This is a genomic window from Streptomyces sp. NPDC001514 (assembly GCF_053597075.1).
Genome location: NZ_JBSFHO010000047.1, coordinates 1 through 15983 on the forward strand (window position 1 = coordinate 1; position 15983 = coordinate 15983).

Annotated in this window: 18 protein-coding genes; 8 read left to right on the plus strand and 10 right to left on the minus strand. The window is 70.4% G+C overall.

The window, feature by feature from the left end:
• Nucleotides 1–114 precede the first annotated feature (114 nt).
• The 4 genes from ACWCXB_RS33600 to ACWCXB_RS33615 form a co-directional block, all read right to left on the minus strand.
• The gene (locus ACWCXB_RS33600; protein WP_450727785.1) at nucleotides 115–1077 is read right to left on the minus strand and encodes an electron transfer flavoprotein subunit alpha/FixB family protein; all 963 of its coding nucleotides are present in this window, start codon (nucleotides 1075–1077) and stop codon (nucleotides 115–117) included.
• A gap of 55 nt (nucleotides 1078–1132) precedes the next feature.
• A complete protein-coding gene (locus tag ACWCXB_RS33605; RefSeq protein ID WP_450727787.1) occupies nucleotides 1133–1918 on the minus strand; it encodes an electron transfer flavoprotein subunit beta/FixA family protein in 786 nt (261 codons plus the stop codon).
• A 201-nt stretch (nucleotides 1919–2119) separates the two neighbouring features.
• Nucleotides 2120–2656: a flavin reductase family protein gene (locus ACWCXB_RS33610; RefSeq protein WP_450727789.1), complete on the minus strand. Its 537-nt coding sequence runs from the start codon at nucleotides 2654–2656 to the stop codon at nucleotides 2120–2122.
• 282 nt (nucleotides 2657–2938) lie between these two features.
• On the minus strand, nucleotides 2939–3352 hold the full coding sequence (locus tag ACWCXB_RS33615; RefSeq protein WP_450727791.1) for a TlpA family protein disulfide reductase: 414 nt from the start codon (nucleotides 3350–3352) through the stop codon (nucleotides 2939–2941).
• A gap of 87 nt (nucleotides 3353–3439) precedes the next feature.
• Between ACWCXB_RS33615 and ACWCXB_RS33620 the strand changes: the two genes are divergently transcribed.
• On the plus strand, nucleotides 3440–3847 hold the full coding sequence (locus ACWCXB_RS33620; RefSeq protein WP_450727793.1) for a DUF4395 domain-containing protein: 408 nt from the start codon (nucleotides 3440–3442) through the stop codon (nucleotides 3845–3847).
• Nucleotides 3848–4010: 163 nt separating this feature from the next.
• A complete protein-coding gene (locus ACWCXB_RS33625) occupies nucleotides 4011–4733 on the plus strand; it encodes a lysophospholipid acyltransferase family protein (protein WP_450727795.1) in 723 nt (240 codons plus the stop codon).
• Nucleotides 4734–4761: 28 nt separating this feature from the next.
• Here the strand turns inward: ACWCXB_RS33625 and ACWCXB_RS33630 are convergent, their stop codons facing one another.
• The 4 genes from ACWCXB_RS33630 to ACWCXB_RS33645 form a co-directional block, all read right to left on the minus strand.
• Nucleotides 4762–5454 (minus strand): B3/B4 domain-containing protein, encoded by a 693-nt coding sequence (locus ACWCXB_RS33630; protein WP_450727797.1) that lies wholly within the window; start codon nucleotides 5452–5454, stop codon nucleotides 4762–4764.
• A gap of 109 nt (nucleotides 5455–5563) precedes the next feature.
• Nucleotides 5564–6643: a threonine aldolase family protein gene (locus ACWCXB_RS33635; protein ID WP_450727877.1), complete on the minus strand. Its 1080-nt coding sequence runs from the start codon at nucleotides 6641–6643 to the stop codon at nucleotides 5564–5566.
• A complete protein-coding gene (locus tag ACWCXB_RS33640) occupies nucleotides 6640–7398 on the minus strand; it encodes an SDR family NAD(P)-dependent oxidoreductase (protein WP_450727799.1) in 759 nt (252 codons plus the stop codon). Before ACWCXB_RS33640 ends, ACWCXB_RS33635 begins: the two co-directional genes overlap by 4 nt.
• Before the next feature lie 26 nt (nucleotides 7399–7424).
• On the minus strand, nucleotides 7425–8822 hold the full coding sequence (locus tag ACWCXB_RS33645; RefSeq protein ID WP_450727801.1) for a DUF6421 family protein: 1398 nt from the start codon (nucleotides 8820–8822) through the stop codon (nucleotides 7425–7427).
• A 491-nt stretch (nucleotides 8823–9313) separates the two neighbouring features.
• Between ACWCXB_RS33645 and ACWCXB_RS33650 the strand changes: the two genes are divergently transcribed.
• Complete coding sequence (locus ACWCXB_RS33650) at nucleotides 9314–9997, plus strand: glycerophosphodiester phosphodiesterase (protein WP_450727803.1); 684 nt, start codon at nucleotides 9314–9316, stop codon at nucleotides 9995–9997.
• A 6-nt stretch (nucleotides 9998–10003) separates the two neighbouring features.
• On the opposite strand, the gene ACWCXB_RS33655 is transcribed toward ACWCXB_RS33650, so the two are convergent.
• On the minus strand, nucleotides 10004–10558 hold the full coding sequence (locus tag ACWCXB_RS33655; RefSeq protein ID WP_450727805.1) for a GNAT family N-acetyltransferase: 555 nt from the start codon (nucleotides 10556–10558) through the stop codon (nucleotides 10004–10006).
• Between the two features lie 98 nt (nucleotides 10559–10656).
• Between ACWCXB_RS33655 and ACWCXB_RS33660 the strand changes: the two genes are divergently transcribed.
• The 5 genes from ACWCXB_RS33660 (at nucleotide 10657) to ACWCXB_RS33680 (ending at nucleotide 14401) form a co-directional block, all read left to right on the plus strand.
• Nucleotides 10657–11043 (plus strand): VOC family protein, encoded by a 387-nt coding sequence (locus ACWCXB_RS33660; RefSeq protein WP_450727807.1) that lies wholly within the window; start codon nucleotides 10657–10659, stop codon nucleotides 11041–11043.
• 148 nt (nucleotides 11044–11191) lie between these two features.
• On the plus strand, nucleotides 11192–11749 hold the full coding sequence (locus ACWCXB_RS33665) for a DUF5134 domain-containing protein (protein ID WP_450727809.1): 558 nt from the start codon (nucleotides 11192–11194) through the stop codon (nucleotides 11747–11749).
• A gap of 85 nt (nucleotides 11750–11834) precedes the next feature.
• A complete protein-coding gene (locus tag ACWCXB_RS33670) occupies nucleotides 11835–12767 on the plus strand; it encodes a M56 family metallopeptidase (protein WP_450727811.1) in 933 nt (310 codons plus the stop codon).
• Between the two features lie 34 nt (nucleotides 12768–12801).
• A complete protein-coding gene (locus tag ACWCXB_RS33675) occupies nucleotides 12802–13485 on the plus strand; it encodes a phosphatase PAP2 family protein (RefSeq protein ID WP_450727813.1) in 684 nt (227 codons plus the stop codon).
• A 175-nt stretch (nucleotides 13486–13660) separates the two neighbouring features.
• Nucleotides 13661–14401 carry a TetR/AcrR family transcriptional regulator gene (locus ACWCXB_RS33680; protein ID WP_450727815.1) on the plus strand — a complete coding sequence of 247 codons (741 nt, stop codon included), beginning with the start codon at nucleotides 13661–13663 and terminating at the stop codon, nucleotides 14399–14401.
• On the opposite strand, the gene ACWCXB_RS33685 is transcribed toward ACWCXB_RS33680, so the two are convergent.
• Nucleotides 14377–15888: an LVIVD repeat-containing protein gene (locus ACWCXB_RS33685; RefSeq protein WP_450727817.1), complete on the minus strand. Its 1512-nt coding sequence runs from the start codon at nucleotides 15886–15888 to the stop codon at nucleotides 14377–14379. The genes ACWCXB_RS33680 and ACWCXB_RS33685 overlap by 25 nt on opposite strands.
• Nucleotides 15889–15983 lie beyond the last annotated feature (95 nt).

The following is a 15983-nucleotide window of genomic DNA, read 5'->3' on the forward strand; positions in this document are numbered from 1 at the left end:
AATCCGTATGGTGAAGTTAGTCGGGGTGACTGACCTGCGTCAATGGTCCCCTGCAACGGCACGGGGCCGCGCGGTGAGTTCACCGTGCGGCCCCGTGGCGGGCGTGTGCCGAGGTCAGCCCTTGCGGGTGTTGATCTCCTCGGTGAGCTGGGGGACGACCTGGAAGAGGTCGCCGACGACGCCGTAGTCGACGAGGTCGAAGATCGGGGCCTCGGCGTCCTTGTTGATGGCCACGATGGTCTTGGAGGTCTGCATGCCGGCCCGGTGCTGGATCGCGCCGGAGATGCCGGAGGCGATGTACAGCTGCGGGGAGACGGACTTGCCGGTCTGGCCGACCTGGTTGGAGTGCGGGTACCAGCCGGCGTCCACCGCGGCACGGGAGGCACCGACGGCGGCACCCAGGGAGTCCGCGAGGGCCTCGATCACCGCGAAGTTCTCGGCACCGTTGACGCCACGGCCGCCGGAGACCACGATCGCGGCCTCGGTCAGCTCCGGACGCCCGGTCGACTCACGCGGGGTACGGGCGGTGACCTTGGTACCGGTGGCCTGCGCGGAGAACGACACCGAAAGCGCCTCGACCGCACCGGCGGCCGGGGCCGCCTCGACCGGGGCCGAGTTCGGCTTCACGGTGATGACCGGGGTGCCCTTGGAGACACGGGACTTGGTGGTGAAGGAGGCCGCGAACGCGGACTGCGTCGCCACCGGGCCCTCGTCGCCGGCCTCGAGGTCGACGGCGTCGGTGATGATGCCGGAGCCGATCCGCACCGCGAGGCGGGCCGCGATCTCCTTGCCCTCGGCGGAGGACGGCACCAGCACCGCGGCCGGCGAGACCTGCTCAAAGGCGGCCTGCAGCGCGTCCACCTTCGGCACGACCAGGTAGTCGGCGAACTCGGAGGCATCGGCGGTCAGGACCTTCACCGCGCCGTGCTCGGCGAGCGTGGCGGCGGTGTTTTCGGCGCCGGCACCCAGCGCGACGGCGACCGGCTCGCCGATCCGGCGGGCCAGCGTCAACAGCTCCAGGGTGGGCTTGCGGACGGCACCGTCCACGTGGTCGACGTAGACGAGAACTTCAGCCATGGGACTTCTACTCTCCTGCTTGCGAAGTATGAAGGGGGCGGTTGGGGCCGAAGCCTCAGATGAACTTCTGGCTCGCGAGGAACTCCGCGAGCTGCTTGCCGCCCTCGCCCTCGTCCTTGACGATCGTGCCCGCGGTACGGGCCGGACGCTCGGCCGCGGAGTCCACCGCGGTCCAGGCACCCTCCAGGCCGACCTCGTCCGCCTCGAGGTCGAGGTCCGACAGGTCCAGCGACTGAACCGGCTTCTTCTTGGCCGCCATGATGCCCTTGAACGACGGGTAGCGGGCCTCACCCGACTGGTCCGTGACCGACACGACGGCCGGCAGCGACGCCTGAAGCTGCTCGGACGCGGTGTCACCGTCCCGGCGGCCCTTCACCGTGCCGTCCTCGACGGAAACCTCCGACAGCAGCGTCACCTGCGGAACCCCCAGCCGCTCGGCCAGGACCGCCGGCAGCACACCCATGGTGCCGTCCGTGGAGGCCATGCCGCAGACGACCAGGTCGTAACCGGTCTTCTCGATCGCCTTCGCCAGCACCAGCGAGGTACCCATCACGTCGCTGCCGTGCAGATCGTCGTCCTCGACATGGACGGCCTTGTCCGCACCCATCGACAGCGCCTTGCGCAGCGCGTCCTTGGCGTCCTCCGGACCGACCGTCAGCACGGTGATCTCCGCGTCGTCCGCGTCCTCGGCGATCTGCAGCGCCTGCTCGACCGCGTACTCGTCGAGCTCCGACAGCAGGCCGTCCACGTCGTCACGGTCGACGGTCAGGTCATCGGCGAAGTGCCGATCGCCGGTGGCGTCGGGCACGTACTTCACACAGACAACGATCCTCAAGCTCACGCCGGCTCTCCTACTGCATCGTCATTACTGAGCTGCCTTGTGCAGGCAGCATAGGCGCCTGAAGGCGGGGTTTCCGGTCAGGACGACCGGGGTTCCGAACGTCATATTACTCGTCAGTACACAGAGTTCGTTGCCACTAAGCAAGCGCTTGGAACTGTGACCTTGCCAACGCTGGGGCCTCTCCCCCTCACCTGGGATCTCTCAGTCCCGCAGCGCGTTGAAGCGGCCCTGGTGGTAGAGGAGCGGGCGGCCGGTTCCGGCCGGGTCCCCGGCGACGACCTCGGCGACGACGATGCGATGGTCCCCCGCGGGCACGCGGGCGACGACCCGGCAGACCAGCCACGCCAGTACCCCGTCGAGGACCGGAATGTCCTCCGGTCCGGTACGCCATCGGGTGGGCGGGGCGAAGCGGTCGGCGCCGCTGCGCGCGAAGGTGGCGGCCAGCTCCCGCTGGTGCTCGCCGAGTATGTGTACGCCGATGTGCTCCGCCCGCGAGACGACGGGCCAGCTGGACGAGGTGATGCCGATGCCGAACGAGATCAGCGGCGGCTCGGCCGCGACGGAATTGAGTGAGGTCGCCGTGAAGCCGACGGGGCGCTCACCCCGGGCGGTGATGACCGCGACGCCTGCCGCGTGCTGCCGAAAGACGGAGCGAAGCAGGTCGGGGGAGGCCGGCTGAGGGGCGCCGGGGTCAGGAGGAGCGAGCGGAGGGGTGCCGAGGTCGGGCGATGCCGTCATGGAGTTGTCCTGCGGTGGATGCGAACGGGGGCGGTGGTTGCTCAGGCACCCGGACAGCGCGCACTCGCGTTGCGGGCCAGGTCCACATGGGGCCGGCCGAAGAGAAGGAGTCGTCGTGGCACGTCGTCAGACTGACGATAGTTGACAGGTGCAGTCAAGTGGGTCCCTGGATATGGGAGCTGTGTCACGGCACTGGCACGCCCCGTTCCCACCCAACCCAGTACTCCCCGTTCCCGCCCCGTGCCGCGGACCGCACTCACGCCGTCTCCCCGAGCGCCCCGCTCAGACCGCCTCGCCGAGCGCCGCGATCACATCGGCCTTACGGGGCTGTCCCGACGCTCTCCGTACGATCCGGCCACGCGCGTCGAGCACCAGCACGGTGGGCGTCCTCAGGATCTCCAGCTCACGCACCAGCGCGAGCCGCTCCTCGGCGTCGATCTCCACATGGGCGACCCCGTCGACCATGCCCGCCACCTCGGCGAGGGTCCGCCGGGTCGCCCGGCACGGCTGGCAGAAGGCGCTGGAGAACTGCACCAGCGTGGCCCGCTCCCCCAGTTCCGCCCCCAGATCCGCCATGCCGAGCCTGCGCTCCTCGTCCCGCCCGCGCACCTTCAGCCTCCCGCTCGTCCGCCGGTGCAGCAGACCGAAGACCCCCGCCACCGCGAGGACCGCCGCGCACACCACAAGTCCGGTCATGGTTCCCTCCGACCCCTTTCCAGCATTCACAGGACCGCAAAGATTCCCACCCCCGCTCTCCGCGTGTCCTGCGGGATGCTGGACGGCATGGACATCGACGTCAGGGGACCGCGCTTCGGCGCCGCCGTGACCACCGTCGTACTCGCCGTCGTTCTCATCACCTCCAGCGGAACACTGCTCGCCTGGCAGGCGCTGTGTTTCGCGGTCGGGGCCGTGGCCGGCGTCCAGCGCTCCCCGTACGGGTGGCTGTTCCGTACGGTCGTGAGGCCGCGGATCGGCCCGCCCGCGGACGTCGAGTCTCCCGTTCCGCCGCGTTTCGCGCAGGGGGTGGGGCTCGTCTTCGCGCTGGTGGGGCTCGTCGGTTACGGCTGGGGACCCGCGTGGCTGGGGATGGCGGCCACCGCGTGCGCGCTGGCCGCGGCGTTCCTGAACGCGGCCTTCTCGTACTGCCTCGGCTGCGAGATGTACCTGCTGCTGCGCCGGGCCACCGCGTGATCCGTGACGCGACGTGACGAGAATCTCGCCGTACGACGCGCCCAGGACTGGCCGTAACGCCGCGCATGGGGCACGATCTGCCCAATGCCGAAAACCTACGGCTGCGTAACTTCCGCCGGGCGAACCCTCCCCGGGGCAGAGTGAACGAAGGGTCTCCCCACACATGGCAGAGCTCGTCTACCGGCCGGTCATCGGCGCCGCTCTCACGATGTTCAAGGCGCTCGACCTGAAGATCGAGACCAAGGGGTCGGAGAACATTCCGCGCTCCGGCGGAGCGGTGCTGGTGAGCAACCACATCAGCTACCTCGACTTCATCTTCTCCGGCCTGGCGGCGCTGCCGCAGAAGCGACTGGTCCGCTTCATGGCGAAGGACTCGGTGTTCCGGCACCGGGTCTCGGGTCCGCTGATGCGCGGGATGAAGCACATCCCCGTGGACCGCGCGCAGGGCGAGACGGCGTACGCGCACGCGTTGGACTCGCTGCGCTCCGGCGAGATCATCGGGGTCTTCCCCGAGGCCACCATCTCCCAGTCGTTCACGCTGAAGGGCTTCAAGTCGGGCGCGGCGCGCCTCGCCCAGGAGGCCGGGGTTCCGCTGATCCCGATGGCGCTGTGGGGCACCCAGCGGCTGTGGACCAAGGGGCGGCCGAAGAACCTCAGGCGCAGCCACATCCCGGTGACCATCCGCGTCGGAGAGCCGGTGGAGGCGCCCACCGACCAGTACGCGGGAGCGATCACCCGGCGGCTGCGCGAGCGGGTGCAGGAGCTGCTGGAGGCGGCTCAGCGCTCCTATCCCGTACGCCCCAAGGACACGAGCGACACCTGGTGGGTGCCCGCGCACCTCGGGGGTACGGCGCCGACCCCGCAAGAGGTCCGCGAGGCCAGCTGAGCGTCTCTTCCGGAGCCGGGCGGAAACGTCACTCCGGGGTGCGGACGGTGATCCGCGCCCCGGGACTCAGCTTCTCCAGCACCTCGGCGAGCTCGGCACCCGCGGCCTCGAGCTCGCCGGTCGTCGTGGGCGCCAGGGACTCGAGCAGGAAGATCGCGTTCATCGATTCCTCGGTGAGCCGGGTGCGCGGGCCCTGGCGCCAGTTCCAGCGCCGGCAGGTGACGCCCTCGTCGTCGCACCAGACGATCTCGCCCGCTTCCGGGTGCTCCACCGTCTCCTCGCCCGCCGCGACGGTGACGAACGGCTCGTCGCCGCTCGCGCGCACGAGGCGCATGCCGCCCTCGATGCGGTCCAGGTCCTCGCCGCCGACCGGAATCAGATGGGCCACGCTGATCGCGTTGTACGCGTCCACGAGCAGGTTGATGCGCGGCAGCCCGCCGTCGGCGAGCGCGCGCCTGGCGAGTGCCTCGGCGGAGTTGCGCGTACGGGACGGCTTGGCGCCGAATGCGCTGTAGGCCGCGCGCCAGGCCGCCATGTGCGGGTCCTCGTGCGGCGCGCGGCCGTCCAGCCGCTCGGCGAGGCGGCGCGCGGCCTCGTCGAGGAGCGCCGAACTCACCTCGCTGCTTGGCCCGTTGACCAGGCCGCGGGCCTCGACGGCGAGATGGGTGAAGCCGGGTACGAGGCTGCGCACCTCGTCGGACACGGTGAGCGTCAGGGTCATCGTCTGCCTTGCTTCGGCGTTCGGCGCTTTCCGGCGCGATGGAACAATGGAAGTGGACTGCGCAGTCCATCATAGAGGACTGTGCAGTCCACTTCATTGACCTCTTCGGCTATCGGGCCATTTCTTCCTTCAGCGCCAGCAGGAAGGCGTCGACGTCGTCCTCCGTGGTGTCGAACGAGCACATCCACCGCACGTCGCCGGCCGCCTCGTCCCAGAAGTAGAAGCGGAACCGCTGCTGGAGCCGTCGGCTCACGTCGTGCGGCAGCCGCGCGAAGACCGCGTTGGCCTGGACCGGGTAGAGGATCTCGACGCCGTCCACCGCCCGTACGCCCTCGGCGAGGCGCTGGGCCATGGCGTTGGAGTGCCGGGCGTTGCGCAGCCACAGGTCCTTCGCCAGCAGCGCCTCCAGCTGCACGGAGACGAAGCGCATCTTGGAGGCGAGCTGCATGGACAGCTTGCGCAGGTGCTTCATGTGGCTCACGGCGTCCGGGTTCAGGACGACGACGGCCTCGCCGAAGAGCATCCCGTTCTTGGTGCCGCCGTACGAGATGACGTCCACGCCCACCGCGTTGGTGAACGCGCGCATGGGCACGTCCAGCGACGCGGCGGCGTTGGCTATGCGGGCACCGTCGAGGTGCACCTTCATGCCGAGGCCGTGCGCGTGGTCGACGATCGCGCGGATCTCGTCCACCGTGTAGACGGTGCCCAGCTCGGTGTTCTGGGTGATCGAGACGACCTGCGGCATGGCGCGGTGCTCGTCGTCCCAGCCGTAGGCCTGCCGGTCGATCAGCTCGGGAGTGAGCTTGCCGTCCGGCGTCGGCACCGTCAGCAGCTTGAGACCGCCCATCCGCTCGGGGGCCCCGCCCTCGTCCACGTTGATGTGCGCGGACTCGGCGCAGATCACGGCGCCCCAGCGGTCGGTGAGCGCCTGGAGCGCGACGACGTTCGCCCCCGTGCCGTTGAAGACCGGGAAAGCCTCGGCGGACGAGCCGAAGTGGCTGTGCATGATCCGCTGGAGGTGGTCCGTGTAGTCGTCCTCGCCGTAGGAGACCTGGTGGCCGCCGTTCGCCAGGGCGAGGGCGGCCAGGATCTCCGGGTGCGCGCCCGCGTAGTTGTCGCTGGCGAAGCCCCTGACGTCGGGGTCGTGGTGCCGGCGGGCATCCGTACGGACGGTGTTCGGCGGGATCACGGCTCGGGGGTCAGCCACAGACGCTGTCCATTCACTTCCGGGGCGGGCCGGTCCCAGACTCCGGCAATGGCCTCGGCCAGTTCCTTGACGTCCGTGAAGCCCGCGAACTTCGCATTCGGGCGCTCGGCGCGCATGGCGTCGTGCACCAGTGCCTTGATGATCAGGATGGCAGCCGCGGTGCGCGGGCCTTCCTCGCCCCCAGCCTTCCGGAACGAGTCCGCGAGCGCCAGGGTCCATGCCTCCGCGGCGGCCTTGGCCGCGGCGTAGGCGGCGTTGCCCTCGGTGGGCTTGGCGGCACCGGACTGGCTGACCAGCACGAAGCGACCTCTGTCGCTGCGCTTCAGCGCCTCGTGGAAGGCGAGCGACGTGTGCTGGACCGTGCGGATCAGCAGCTTGTCGAGAAGGTCCCAGTCGGCGAGATTCGTCTCGGCGAAGGTGGCGCTGCCGCGCCAGCCGCCGACGAGATGGACCAGACCGTCGATCCGGCCGAACTCCTTCTCGGTCTGGTTCGCCCACTCCTGCGCGGCAACCGGGTCGAGCAGATCGACCGTGTCCCCGGTGACGGTCGCGCCGCCGTGCGCGTACCGGGCGGCGTCGACCGCCTCGGCGAGGCGCTCGGTGTCGGCGTCGGCCCCCACGACGACGGCTCCGGCCTCCGCGAGGCGCAGCAGGGTGGCGCGGCCGGCCGGGCCTGCGGCACCGGCCACCGCGATCACGGCACCGTCCAGCACTCCGCCGTTGCCGTTCGAGTTCATAGTGGTCGTCTCCTCCGTGCGAGAGCTCACGCGGCGACTCGCTCAGCTGCGTCGGCAGTGATCCCCTTGGTTGAGGCGATCACGTTCTTCAGCTTCTTGGAGAGCGCCTCATAGAACATGCTGAGCGGAAACTCGTCCGGAAGCACGTCGTCCACGAGCTTGCGCGGCGGCTGGGAGAGGTCCAGGGCGTCGGGACCCTTGGCCCAGCGGGAGCCAGGGTGCGGGGCGAGGTAGGTGGAGACCAGCTCGTACGCCTTGAACCAGTGCACGAGCTTCGGGCGGTCGATGCCGTCCCGGTACAGCTTCTCGATCTCGGCGCAGAGCTCGTTGGTGACCTGCGGGGCCCGCTCCCAGTCGATCCGCAGCGTGTTGTCGGTCCAGCGGATCACGTCGTGCTTGTGAAGGTACGCGAAGAGCAGCTGGCCGCCGAGACCGTCGTAGTTGCGGACGCGGTCGCCGGTGACCGGGAAGCGGAACATCCGGTCGAACAGCACCGCGTACTGCACGTCGCGGCCGTGCGCGTTGCCCTCGGCTTCCAGCTTCACGGCCTCCTTGAAGGCGGTGAGGTCGCAGCGCAGCTCCTCCAGGCCGTACATCCAGAACGGCTGGCGCTGCTTGATCATGAACGGGTCGAAGGGCAGGTCACCATGGCTGTGGGTGCGGTCGTGGATCATGTCCCACAGGACGAAGGCCTTCTCGCAGCGCTCCTGGTCGTCGACCATCGCGGCGATGTCGCCGGGGAGCTCGATGCCGAGGATCTCCACGGCGGCGTCCGTGACACGGCGGAAGCGGGCGGCCTCGCGGTCGCAGAAGATGCCGCCCCAGCTGAACCGCTCGGGGGCCTCGCGCACGGCGATGGTCTCGGGGAACAGCACGGCCGAATTGGTGTCGTACCCGGCGGTGAAGTCCTCGAAGGTGATGCCGCAGAAGAGCGGGTTGTCGTAGCGGGTGGCCTCGAGCTCGGCGAGCCACTCCGGCCAGACCATGCGCAGCACGACCGCTTCGAGGTTGCGGTCCGGGTTGCCGTTCTGCGTGTACATGGGGAAGACCACCAGGTGCTGGAGGCCGTCCACGCGGTTCGCGGCGGGCTGGAAGGCGAGCAGCGAGTCCAGGAAGTCCGGCACGTCGAAGCCGCTGTCCGCCCACTTCTTCAGGTCGCCGACCAGCGCACGGTGGTACGCGGCGTCGTGCGGGAGCAGCGGAGAGAGCTCCTCGATCGCGGCGGTGAGTCGCTCGACCGCGTACTCGGCGGCGGCGCGCACCGGGGCGCCTTCGGCGGCGAAGTCGATCGAGCCGTCCTCGGACTGCCAGGGCCGGACCTCCTCGACGGCGTTCTTGAGCGTCCGCCATGCCGGGTGCTCCACCACTCGCTCCGCAGTGGCTATGTCCCCACCAGCAGCGTCCTGCACAAGAATTTCCGTCATGTCACTTCCTCCACGGGAGAACCTCGCGTCAAGACACCGTATCCATGCGTAGTTCTTCCATACAAGTGTGACCTTGGGAAATTATCCTGCCGCAGCCCCTTGGTCACCGCAGATTTTGCTGTCGGGCCCGGATGTCGAGGCGATGACTTCGGCCAGGCCCTGCAGAGCCCGCCGGGAGGCCTCGTCTCCGGGAAGTGTCCCCCGGTGACCGGAACCCCCGCATCCGGAGCACCTCCGTCAAGGCCCGGGGGACGCGCCCACGCACGAGTGAAGCGGCGGGCCCACAGCCCGCGGAACGGCCCGTTCCCGCCCGGGCCCGCCCGCTCCGCAGCCTTGTGCACGACCGGGTGCGCCCGGCACGGCGGCCGTTAGGCTGCCGCCGTGCCGCGTGGGGCACCAGTGCCGCGCGGGAGCCGAGCCGCCGGAGCCGAAGGGCACTTCAGCGCCCGGAGGCGACCCGGGCCGACAACATCGACGGAAGCGAGAAGATCTTGAGTTTCCTCACCATCGGTCATCGCGGGGTCATGGGTGTCGAACCGGAGAACACCCTCCGTTCCTTCGTCCACGCCGAGCGCGTCGGCATGGACGCCATCGAACTGGATCTCCATCTGAGCAAGGACGGCGCACTCGTCGTCATGCACGACGCGGAGGTCGACCGGACGACCGACGGCGCCGGGCCGATCGCCGAGAAGACCCTCGCCGAGCTGCGGGAGCTCGACGCGGGTCAGGGCGAGCGCATCCCCGTCTTCGAGGAGGTCCTGGACGCCGTGGGCGCACCGCTCCAGGCGGAGATCAAGGACATCGCGGCGGCGCGGGCGCTCGCCGAGGTGATGCTCAAGCGCGATCTGGTGGGACGGGTCGAGGTGTCGTCCTTCCAGGACGAGGCCGTCGCTGAGATCGCCTCGCTGGTGCCGGGAGTGCGGACCGCCCTCATCGCCAGCCGCTGGGGCAGCGATCTGGTGGAGCGCGCGCAGGCGGTGGGAGCCACCACGCTCGCGCTGAACATCCGCCGGCTGACCCTGGAGACCGTGGAGCAGGCGCACAGCGAGGGCCTCAAGGTCGTCGCCTGGGTCGTCAACACCCAGGAGCAGCTGCGGCTGGTGCGCGCCCTCGAACTCGACGGCGCGACCACCGACTTCCCCGAGATCCGGCGCACCGGCCGCTTCACGGCCTGACCCGGTCTACGCGGGAAGGGGCTTCACCAGCAGCTCGAACTGCAGGTCGTCGCGCTGCGGGATGCCGAAGCGCTCGTCGCCGTACGGGAAGGGCGTCATCCTTCCCGTACGGCGGTATCCGCGCCGCTCGTACCAGGCGATGAGCTCGTCGCGCACCGAGATGACGGTCATGTGCATCTCGCGCACGGCCCACGACTCGTGCGCGATGCGCTCGGCCTCGGCGATGATCCGCCGGCCGAGGCCGCCGCCCTGCAGCTCCGGCCGTACGGCGAACATGCCGAAGTAGGCTGCATCGCCCCGGTGTTCCAGCTGACAGCAGGCGATCGGCCCGCCGTCGCGCTCCACGACGACCAGTCGGCTGCCGGCCGCGGTGATGACCTCGCGGACGCCCTCCGGGTCGGTGCGCTGCCCGTCGAGGATGTCCGCCTCCGTGGTCCAGCCCGCCCGGCTGGCGTCCCCTCGGTAGGCCGACTCGATCAGCTCGACGAGCGCGGGCACGTCGGCCTCGTGGGCGTCGCGGAAGGTCAGCTCGGCGGGGTGCCGGGACGGGGCGGTCTCCATGGTGCGGCTCTCCGTTCTCCTCGTACACGCGGTACACGCGCGAAGGCGCGGTTCCGAGGAGCCTAACGCGGACACCGCCGCGGTCTACTGTGCTGACCATGATGCATGTGCTGAGCAGCCGCATCCTGCTGCGGCCGACCGATCCCGAGCGGTCCCGGCGGTTCTACGAGGACGTACTCGGTCTGCAGATCTACCGTGAGTTCGGCACCGGCCCGGACCGCGGAACGGTCTACTTCCTCGGCGGGGGCTTCCTGGAGCTCTCCGGCCGCGCGGACACCCCGCCCGCCCCCGGGATCGCGCTGTGGCTGCAGGTCTCGGACGCGAAGGCGGCGTACGGGCACGTGCTGGCGCACGGGGCGACCGTGGAGCGGCCTCCGAAGCGGGAGCCGTGGGGGCTCGTCGAGATGTGGCTGACGGATCCGGACGGGGTGCGCATCGCAGTGGTCGAGGTGCCCGAGGACCATCCGCTGCGGCACCGGCTCTGAGGCGCGCTCCGCCACCGGGCCGCGGCCCTGCCCTGCACTGCCCTGCCCTGCCCTGCCTCCGAGCGCCCCGCGTACGCCTGTGCGCTCGTATGTGCCGTGCGCCGCGCGGGCATCACCCCCTCGACACCGTCGAGCGGGGAGGTGCTCGGTGCACGGACCGGCGATGTCGGGCTGGTTGCTCGTCGCGCTGTGCGCGGCGTCGGGTGCGTACTGTCTGCTGCGCGCGCGCAGCGGTCCCGTCGAGGAGCGCAGGGCGGCGGGCGGCGAGGCGGTGATGGGGTTCGGAATGGCCGCCATGGCCCTGCCCGCCGCTGTCGTACCGTCGCCGCCGTGGTCCTGGCTGGTGTACGCGGCGGTCTTCGGCGCGGCGGCGCTGCGGGCCCTGTGGGCGGCGCGGCTGCCGTCGGGCGCCGTGCATCATCTGCATCATCTGGTGGGGTCACTGGCCATGGTGTACATGGCGGTGGCGATGGCGCCGGGCGCCGGGGCCCATGCCGGGCACGGCCGGGCGGGCGGAGTGCCGCTGCTGACCGGGGCGCTGCTCGTCTACTTCGTGGTGTTCGTGCTGCGTACCGGGGCGCGGCTCGTGCCGGTGGCCGCGCCCGCGGGCGGCGGCACCGTGGCGTGGGGCGCGCGGCCCGAGCTGGCGCTGGCCTGCAGGGTGTCGATGGGCGTGGCGATGGTAGCCATGCTGCTGACCGTGTGAGCCACGGTTGATGACACCGTGGCGTGCATCACTTGGCGTGCAGGACCGTACCCGGCAGTAGCACCGCGCTCATAGGCTGCAGCCCATGATGGTCTCCCTCGCGCTGCTGTCGCTCGGCGCCATGGCCGCCGTCGTGGCACCGCGGCTGATGTCGCGGGCCGGCTGGCCGGAGCGCGAGCCGGTGGTGGCGCTGTGGGTGTGGCAGTGCGTGGTGGCCGCGGTGCTGCTGAGCTTCGGGCTCTCGATGATGCTCAGCGCTGCGGCGGCCTGGCAGGCGGTACGGGGCCCGGTGTTCGCGCCCGCTCCGCGCGCGGTGGTGGAGGCGTACGCGCCGGCCGCGCACGGGCCGTGGTCGGCGGTGCTGGCCGTGGTGCTGGCGTGCGGCGGGCTGTGGACCGGTGCGATGCTGACCCGGGAGATCCACCGGGCGCAGGTGCGGCGCAGGCGGCGCAGGGACGAACTCGCCGTGCGCGCGCCCTTGTTGCCGGGCGAGGCCCCGCGCGAGCCGCTGGTGCTGCTGGAGGGTGAGCGGCCCGACGCCTGGTGGCTGCCGGGCGCCGCGCCCCAGCTGGTCATCACCACGGCTGCGCTACGGCGGTTGAAGGGCCGTCAGCTCGATGCGGTGCTGGCTCATGAGCAGGGGCACGCGCAGGCCCGGCACGACTGGCTGCTGCACTGCTCGGGGGCCCTGGCGAACGGCTTTCCGCAGGTGCCGGTGTTCGCGGCGTTCCGGGACGAGATGCACCGGCTGGTGGAGCTCGCCGCGGACGATGTGGCCTCGCGGCGGTTCGGCCGGCTGACGATCGCGCTGGCCCTGGTGGAACTGAACGAGCACCGCGGAGTGTTCGGCCCCTGCCCGGCGCCGGACGCGCAGCTGCCGCAGCGCGTGAACCGGCTGCTGGCTCCGGTCCCCCGGCTCACCGCGGGCCACCGGCTGGGGCTGACCGCGGCGGCGGCACTGGTCCCGGTCGTACCGCTGCTCGTGGCATTCGTGCCGGGTCTGAGCGCTCTGGGATAGCCCGCCGCGGTGGTCGTCGGCAAGGATCTCCCCCATGCGTGCCCCCACCCGGCCTCCGCGGCCGCGTACCCCGGTCCCCTCCCCCGCCCTCACCGCGGCGGTGACCGCCGGCCTTGCCGCGCTGCTGCTGGTGCTGGTCGCCACCGGGTGGGGGCCGGTGATGTCACTTGACGTCACGGTCGCGGACGAGCTGCACCGCTCGGCGCGGGCGGAGCCGGGGTTCACACACGTCAACCGGGTGTTCAGCGACTGGGTCTGGGACCCGTGGACGATGCGGCTGCTGATCGCCGCGGTGGTCGTGCTGCTGCTCTGGCAGCGGGCGGTGCTGCTCGCGCTCTGGGTGGCCGCTGCGAGCGCGCTGGGCACCGCCCTGCAGCAGGGCCTGAAGTCGGCGGTGGACCGCGAGCGGCCGTACTGGCAGAACCCGGTGGACGCCGCGCAGTACGCCGCCTTCCCCTCCGGGCACGCAATGACGGCGATGGTCACCTGCGGGCTGCTGCTCTGGCTGCTGGGGAGGTACGGGGTGGGGCCGCGGACGTGGTGGGCCGCGGTACTGGTCTGCGCGGTCTCGGTCCTGGGGGTGGGCTTCACCCGGATCTATCTCGGGGTGCACTGGCTGACGGACGTCGTGGCCGGCTGGCTGCTGGGGATCTGTGTGGTGGCGCTCACCGCGGCGTCGTACGAACGGTTCACCGCGGAATCCGGAGTCCGGACATGACTCGCCGGATCCGGTGCATGCCGCGCCGGATTCCGGGCATGACCGAGCCGACCGGACCGGGCGATCCCCCGCGTCGCCCGGTCGGGCCGGCCCCCCGCTGACCAGGCACGCAAGTGCACCGCAGCGGGTAGCGCTGAGTATATTGGCTCGGAGCCAGTCAACGCAGGAGTTAAGGATGTCCCCGCGGAGCGCATCGGTCAATGAAGAGCTCCGTCGGCGTTCCCGGGAGCGCCTGCTGCAGGCGACGGTGGACCTGGTGGCGGAGCGTGGCTACGAGGCGACGACGCTGGGCGACATCGCGGATCGCGCGGGGTCGGCCCGCGGTCTGATCTCGTACTACTTCCCCGGCAAGCGCCAGCTCTTCCAGTCGGCGGTGCATCGGCTGATGCATCTGACGCTGGAGGCGGCGCTGGAGCGCGAGCCGCGCACGGACTACGGCCGGGAGCGGCTGGCCCGGGCGATCGACGCGGTCCTGGGGCTCGCGGTGGACCAGCCGGTGCTGATGCGGGCGCACATGGCGGGCATCCTGCAGGCCGAGGGATTCGTACAGGACCAGGAGCAGCAGCGGCTGGCGTACCTGCTCCGCGACACGGTGGAGCGGTACGGCTCGCAGGACGTGGACACCGACTATCCGCTGCTGCGCGCCCTGCTGATGGGCGCGGTGTTCGCGGTGGCGCTGCCGGGGGCGCCGATGCCGCTCGAGCGGCTACGGGCGGAGCTGTTCCAGCGGTACGGACTGGACTGGGAGCTGGGAGTCCCGCCGGGTGAGAGGCCACCCGGCGGGACGCGTCACGCTCACGAGGATCCGGGCGAGGCCCGGACCTCATCCGATCGGGCCTCGTGGGACCGGACCTCGTCGGATCGGACCTCGTGGGGTCGGGCCTCGTCGGATCAGTCGTCGAAGTCCTCGAAGTAGTCCGGCTGCGTCTGGACGTTGAGCTCGTCCATCCGGATCCGCTTCGCCGGGTCCGTGCGACGGTCGGCGAGCTTCAGTACGTCGAAGCCCTTGGCGATGTCGTTGGAGTAGATGTAGCCGTTGTAGTAGTACGCCGACCACGAGCCGGCCGTGATGTTCTGGGTGGTGGAAACCGGACCGCGCTCGAAGTAGGCGATCTCCTTCGGGTTGGCGGAGTCGGTGAACTCCCATACCGAGACGCCGCCCTGGTACCAGGCCTGGACCATGATGTCGCGGCCCTTGACCGGGATCAGCGAGCCGTTGTGGGCCACGCAGTTCTCGGTGGCCGCCTGGTGACGGGCAATCTTGTAGTAGCTGCGGAAGACGAGCTTGCGCTTGTCACCCTTGCCGACGATGTCGTAGATGCCGTCCGCGCCGCGGTTCGGTCCGACCGCTTCGTTGCAGGTGGCACCGACGCCGCCGCCCAGCTCGTCGGTGAAGACGACCTTGTTGGCGCGCTGGTTGAACGTCGCCGAGTGCCAGAACGCGAAGTTCACGTTGTCCTGGACCTGGTCGATGACCTTCGGGTGCTCCGGGTCGGCGATGTCGAACAGGATGCCGTCACCCATGCAGGCGCCCGCGGCGAGGTCCTTCGACGGCAGCACGGTGATGTCGTGGCAGCCGGTCGTCTTGGAGACACCCGGGTTCGTCGGAGCACCCGGGTTGCCGCCACCGTCGGGGCCCTCACCCGGGAACAGCACCGGGAAGTTCACGATCGCGGCCTTCTCGGGGGCGTTGCGCGGCACCTTGATGACGGAGATCCCGTCGTGCGGCGGCTGGCAGTCCGGGAACTCCGCACGCGGCGAGTACGAGGAGACGTACACGTACACGTTGCGGCGCTCGGGCACCAGGGTGTGGGTGTGCGAGCCGCACGCGGTCTCGACAGCGGCGACGTACTTCGGGTTGCTCTTGTCGCTGATGTCGAAGATCTTCATGCCCTCCCAGGAGGACTTCTCGCTCGCGGGCTGCGTGGTGCTGTGGCAGGAGTTGTCGTTGCGCGAGGAGTCGGTGGAGAGGAAGAGCAGGTTCCCGGAGACGGAGATGTCGTTCTGCGATCCGGGGCACAGCACCTGGGCGACCGTCTTCGGGGCCTTCGGGTCGCTGATGTCGAAGATACGGAAGCCGTCGTAGTTGCCGGCGAATGCGTACTTGCCCTGGAAGGCAAGGTCGGAGTTGGTGCCCGGGAGGGCTTCCTTGGGGATGTTGACGAGCGGCTCGATGTTGTCGCTGTGGACGATCTCGTCCACGCCGGGTATCTCGCCGTTCGCCACGGCTGACTGGGCGTCGGCTCGCTGGGCCGAAGAGACCGGACCCTGGGTCTGGGTGTCCCCCGGGTCGGGAATGGCGGCCGCGGGTGCGGCCGTCAGCAGTGTGGCGAGCAGCCCGGCCGCGGCTGCTGCCACACCCAGACGTCTGCGCCGCGCGCGGGTGGTGTGCAACGAGATCACTGCGTCCTCCCTTGTCTCCGTTCGAAGTTGAACGGTTCACGGACCCCGGCAGTATCGTCCTTTGCATGCTCATTCCAACAGATGGATACAGAGCC

What these genes read in the sequence shown, in the direction of transcription:
- ACWCXB_RS33600 (WP_450727785.1), bottom strand. Translation starts at nt 1,077, where the DNA reads ATGGCTGAAGTTCTCGTCTACGTCGACCACGTGGACGGTGCCGTCCGC.
- ACWCXB_RS33610 (WP_450727789.1), bottom strand. Translation starts at nt 2,656, where the DNA reads ATGACGGCATCGCCCGACCTCGGCACCCCTCCGCTCGCTCCTCCTGAC.
- ACWCXB_RS33615 (WP_450727791.1), bottom strand. Translation starts at nt 3,352, where the DNA reads ATGACCGGACTTGTGGTGTGCGCGGCGGTCCTCGCGGTGGCGGGGGTC.
- ACWCXB_RS33620 (WP_450727793.1), top strand. Translation starts at nt 3,440, where the DNA reads ATGGACATCGACGTCAGGGGACCGCGCTTCGGCGCCGCCGTGACCACC.
- ACWCXB_RS33625 (WP_450727795.1), top strand. Translation starts at nt 4,011, where the DNA reads ATGGCAGAGCTCGTCTACCGGCCGGTCATCGGCGCCGCTCTCACGATG.
- ACWCXB_RS33630 (WP_450727797.1), bottom strand. Translation starts at nt 5,454, where the DNA reads ATGACCCTGACGCTCACCGTGTCCGACGAGGTGCGCAGCCTCGTACCC.
- ACWCXB_RS33640 (WP_450727799.1), bottom strand. Translation starts at nt 7,398, where the DNA reads ATGAACTCGAACGGCAACGGCGGAGTGCTGGACGGTGCCGTGATCGCG.
- ACWCXB_RS33645 (WP_450727801.1), bottom strand. Translation starts at nt 8,822, where the DNA reads ATGACGGAAATTCTTGTGCAGGACGCTGCTGGTGGGGACATAGCCACT.
- ACWCXB_RS33655 (WP_450727805.1), bottom strand. Translation starts at nt 10,558, where the DNA reads ATGGAGACCGCCCCGTCCCGGCACCCCGCCGAGCTGACCTTCCGCGAC.
- ACWCXB_RS33660 (WP_450727807.1), top strand. Translation starts at nt 10,657, where the DNA reads ATGATGCATGTGCTGAGCAGCCGCATCCTGCTGCGGCCGACCGATCCC.
- ACWCXB_RS33670 (WP_450727811.1), top strand. Translation starts at nt 11,835, where the DNA reads ATGATGGTCTCCCTCGCGCTGCTGTCGCTCGGCGCCATGGCCGCCGTC.
- ACWCXB_RS33675 (WP_450727813.1), top strand. Translation starts at nt 12,802, where the DNA reads ATGCGTGCCCCCACCCGGCCTCCGCGGCCGCGTACCCCGGTCCCCTCC.
- ACWCXB_RS33680 (WP_450727815.1), top strand. Translation starts at nt 13,661, where the DNA reads ATGTCCCCGCGGAGCGCATCGGTCAATGAAGAGCTCCGTCGGCGTTCC.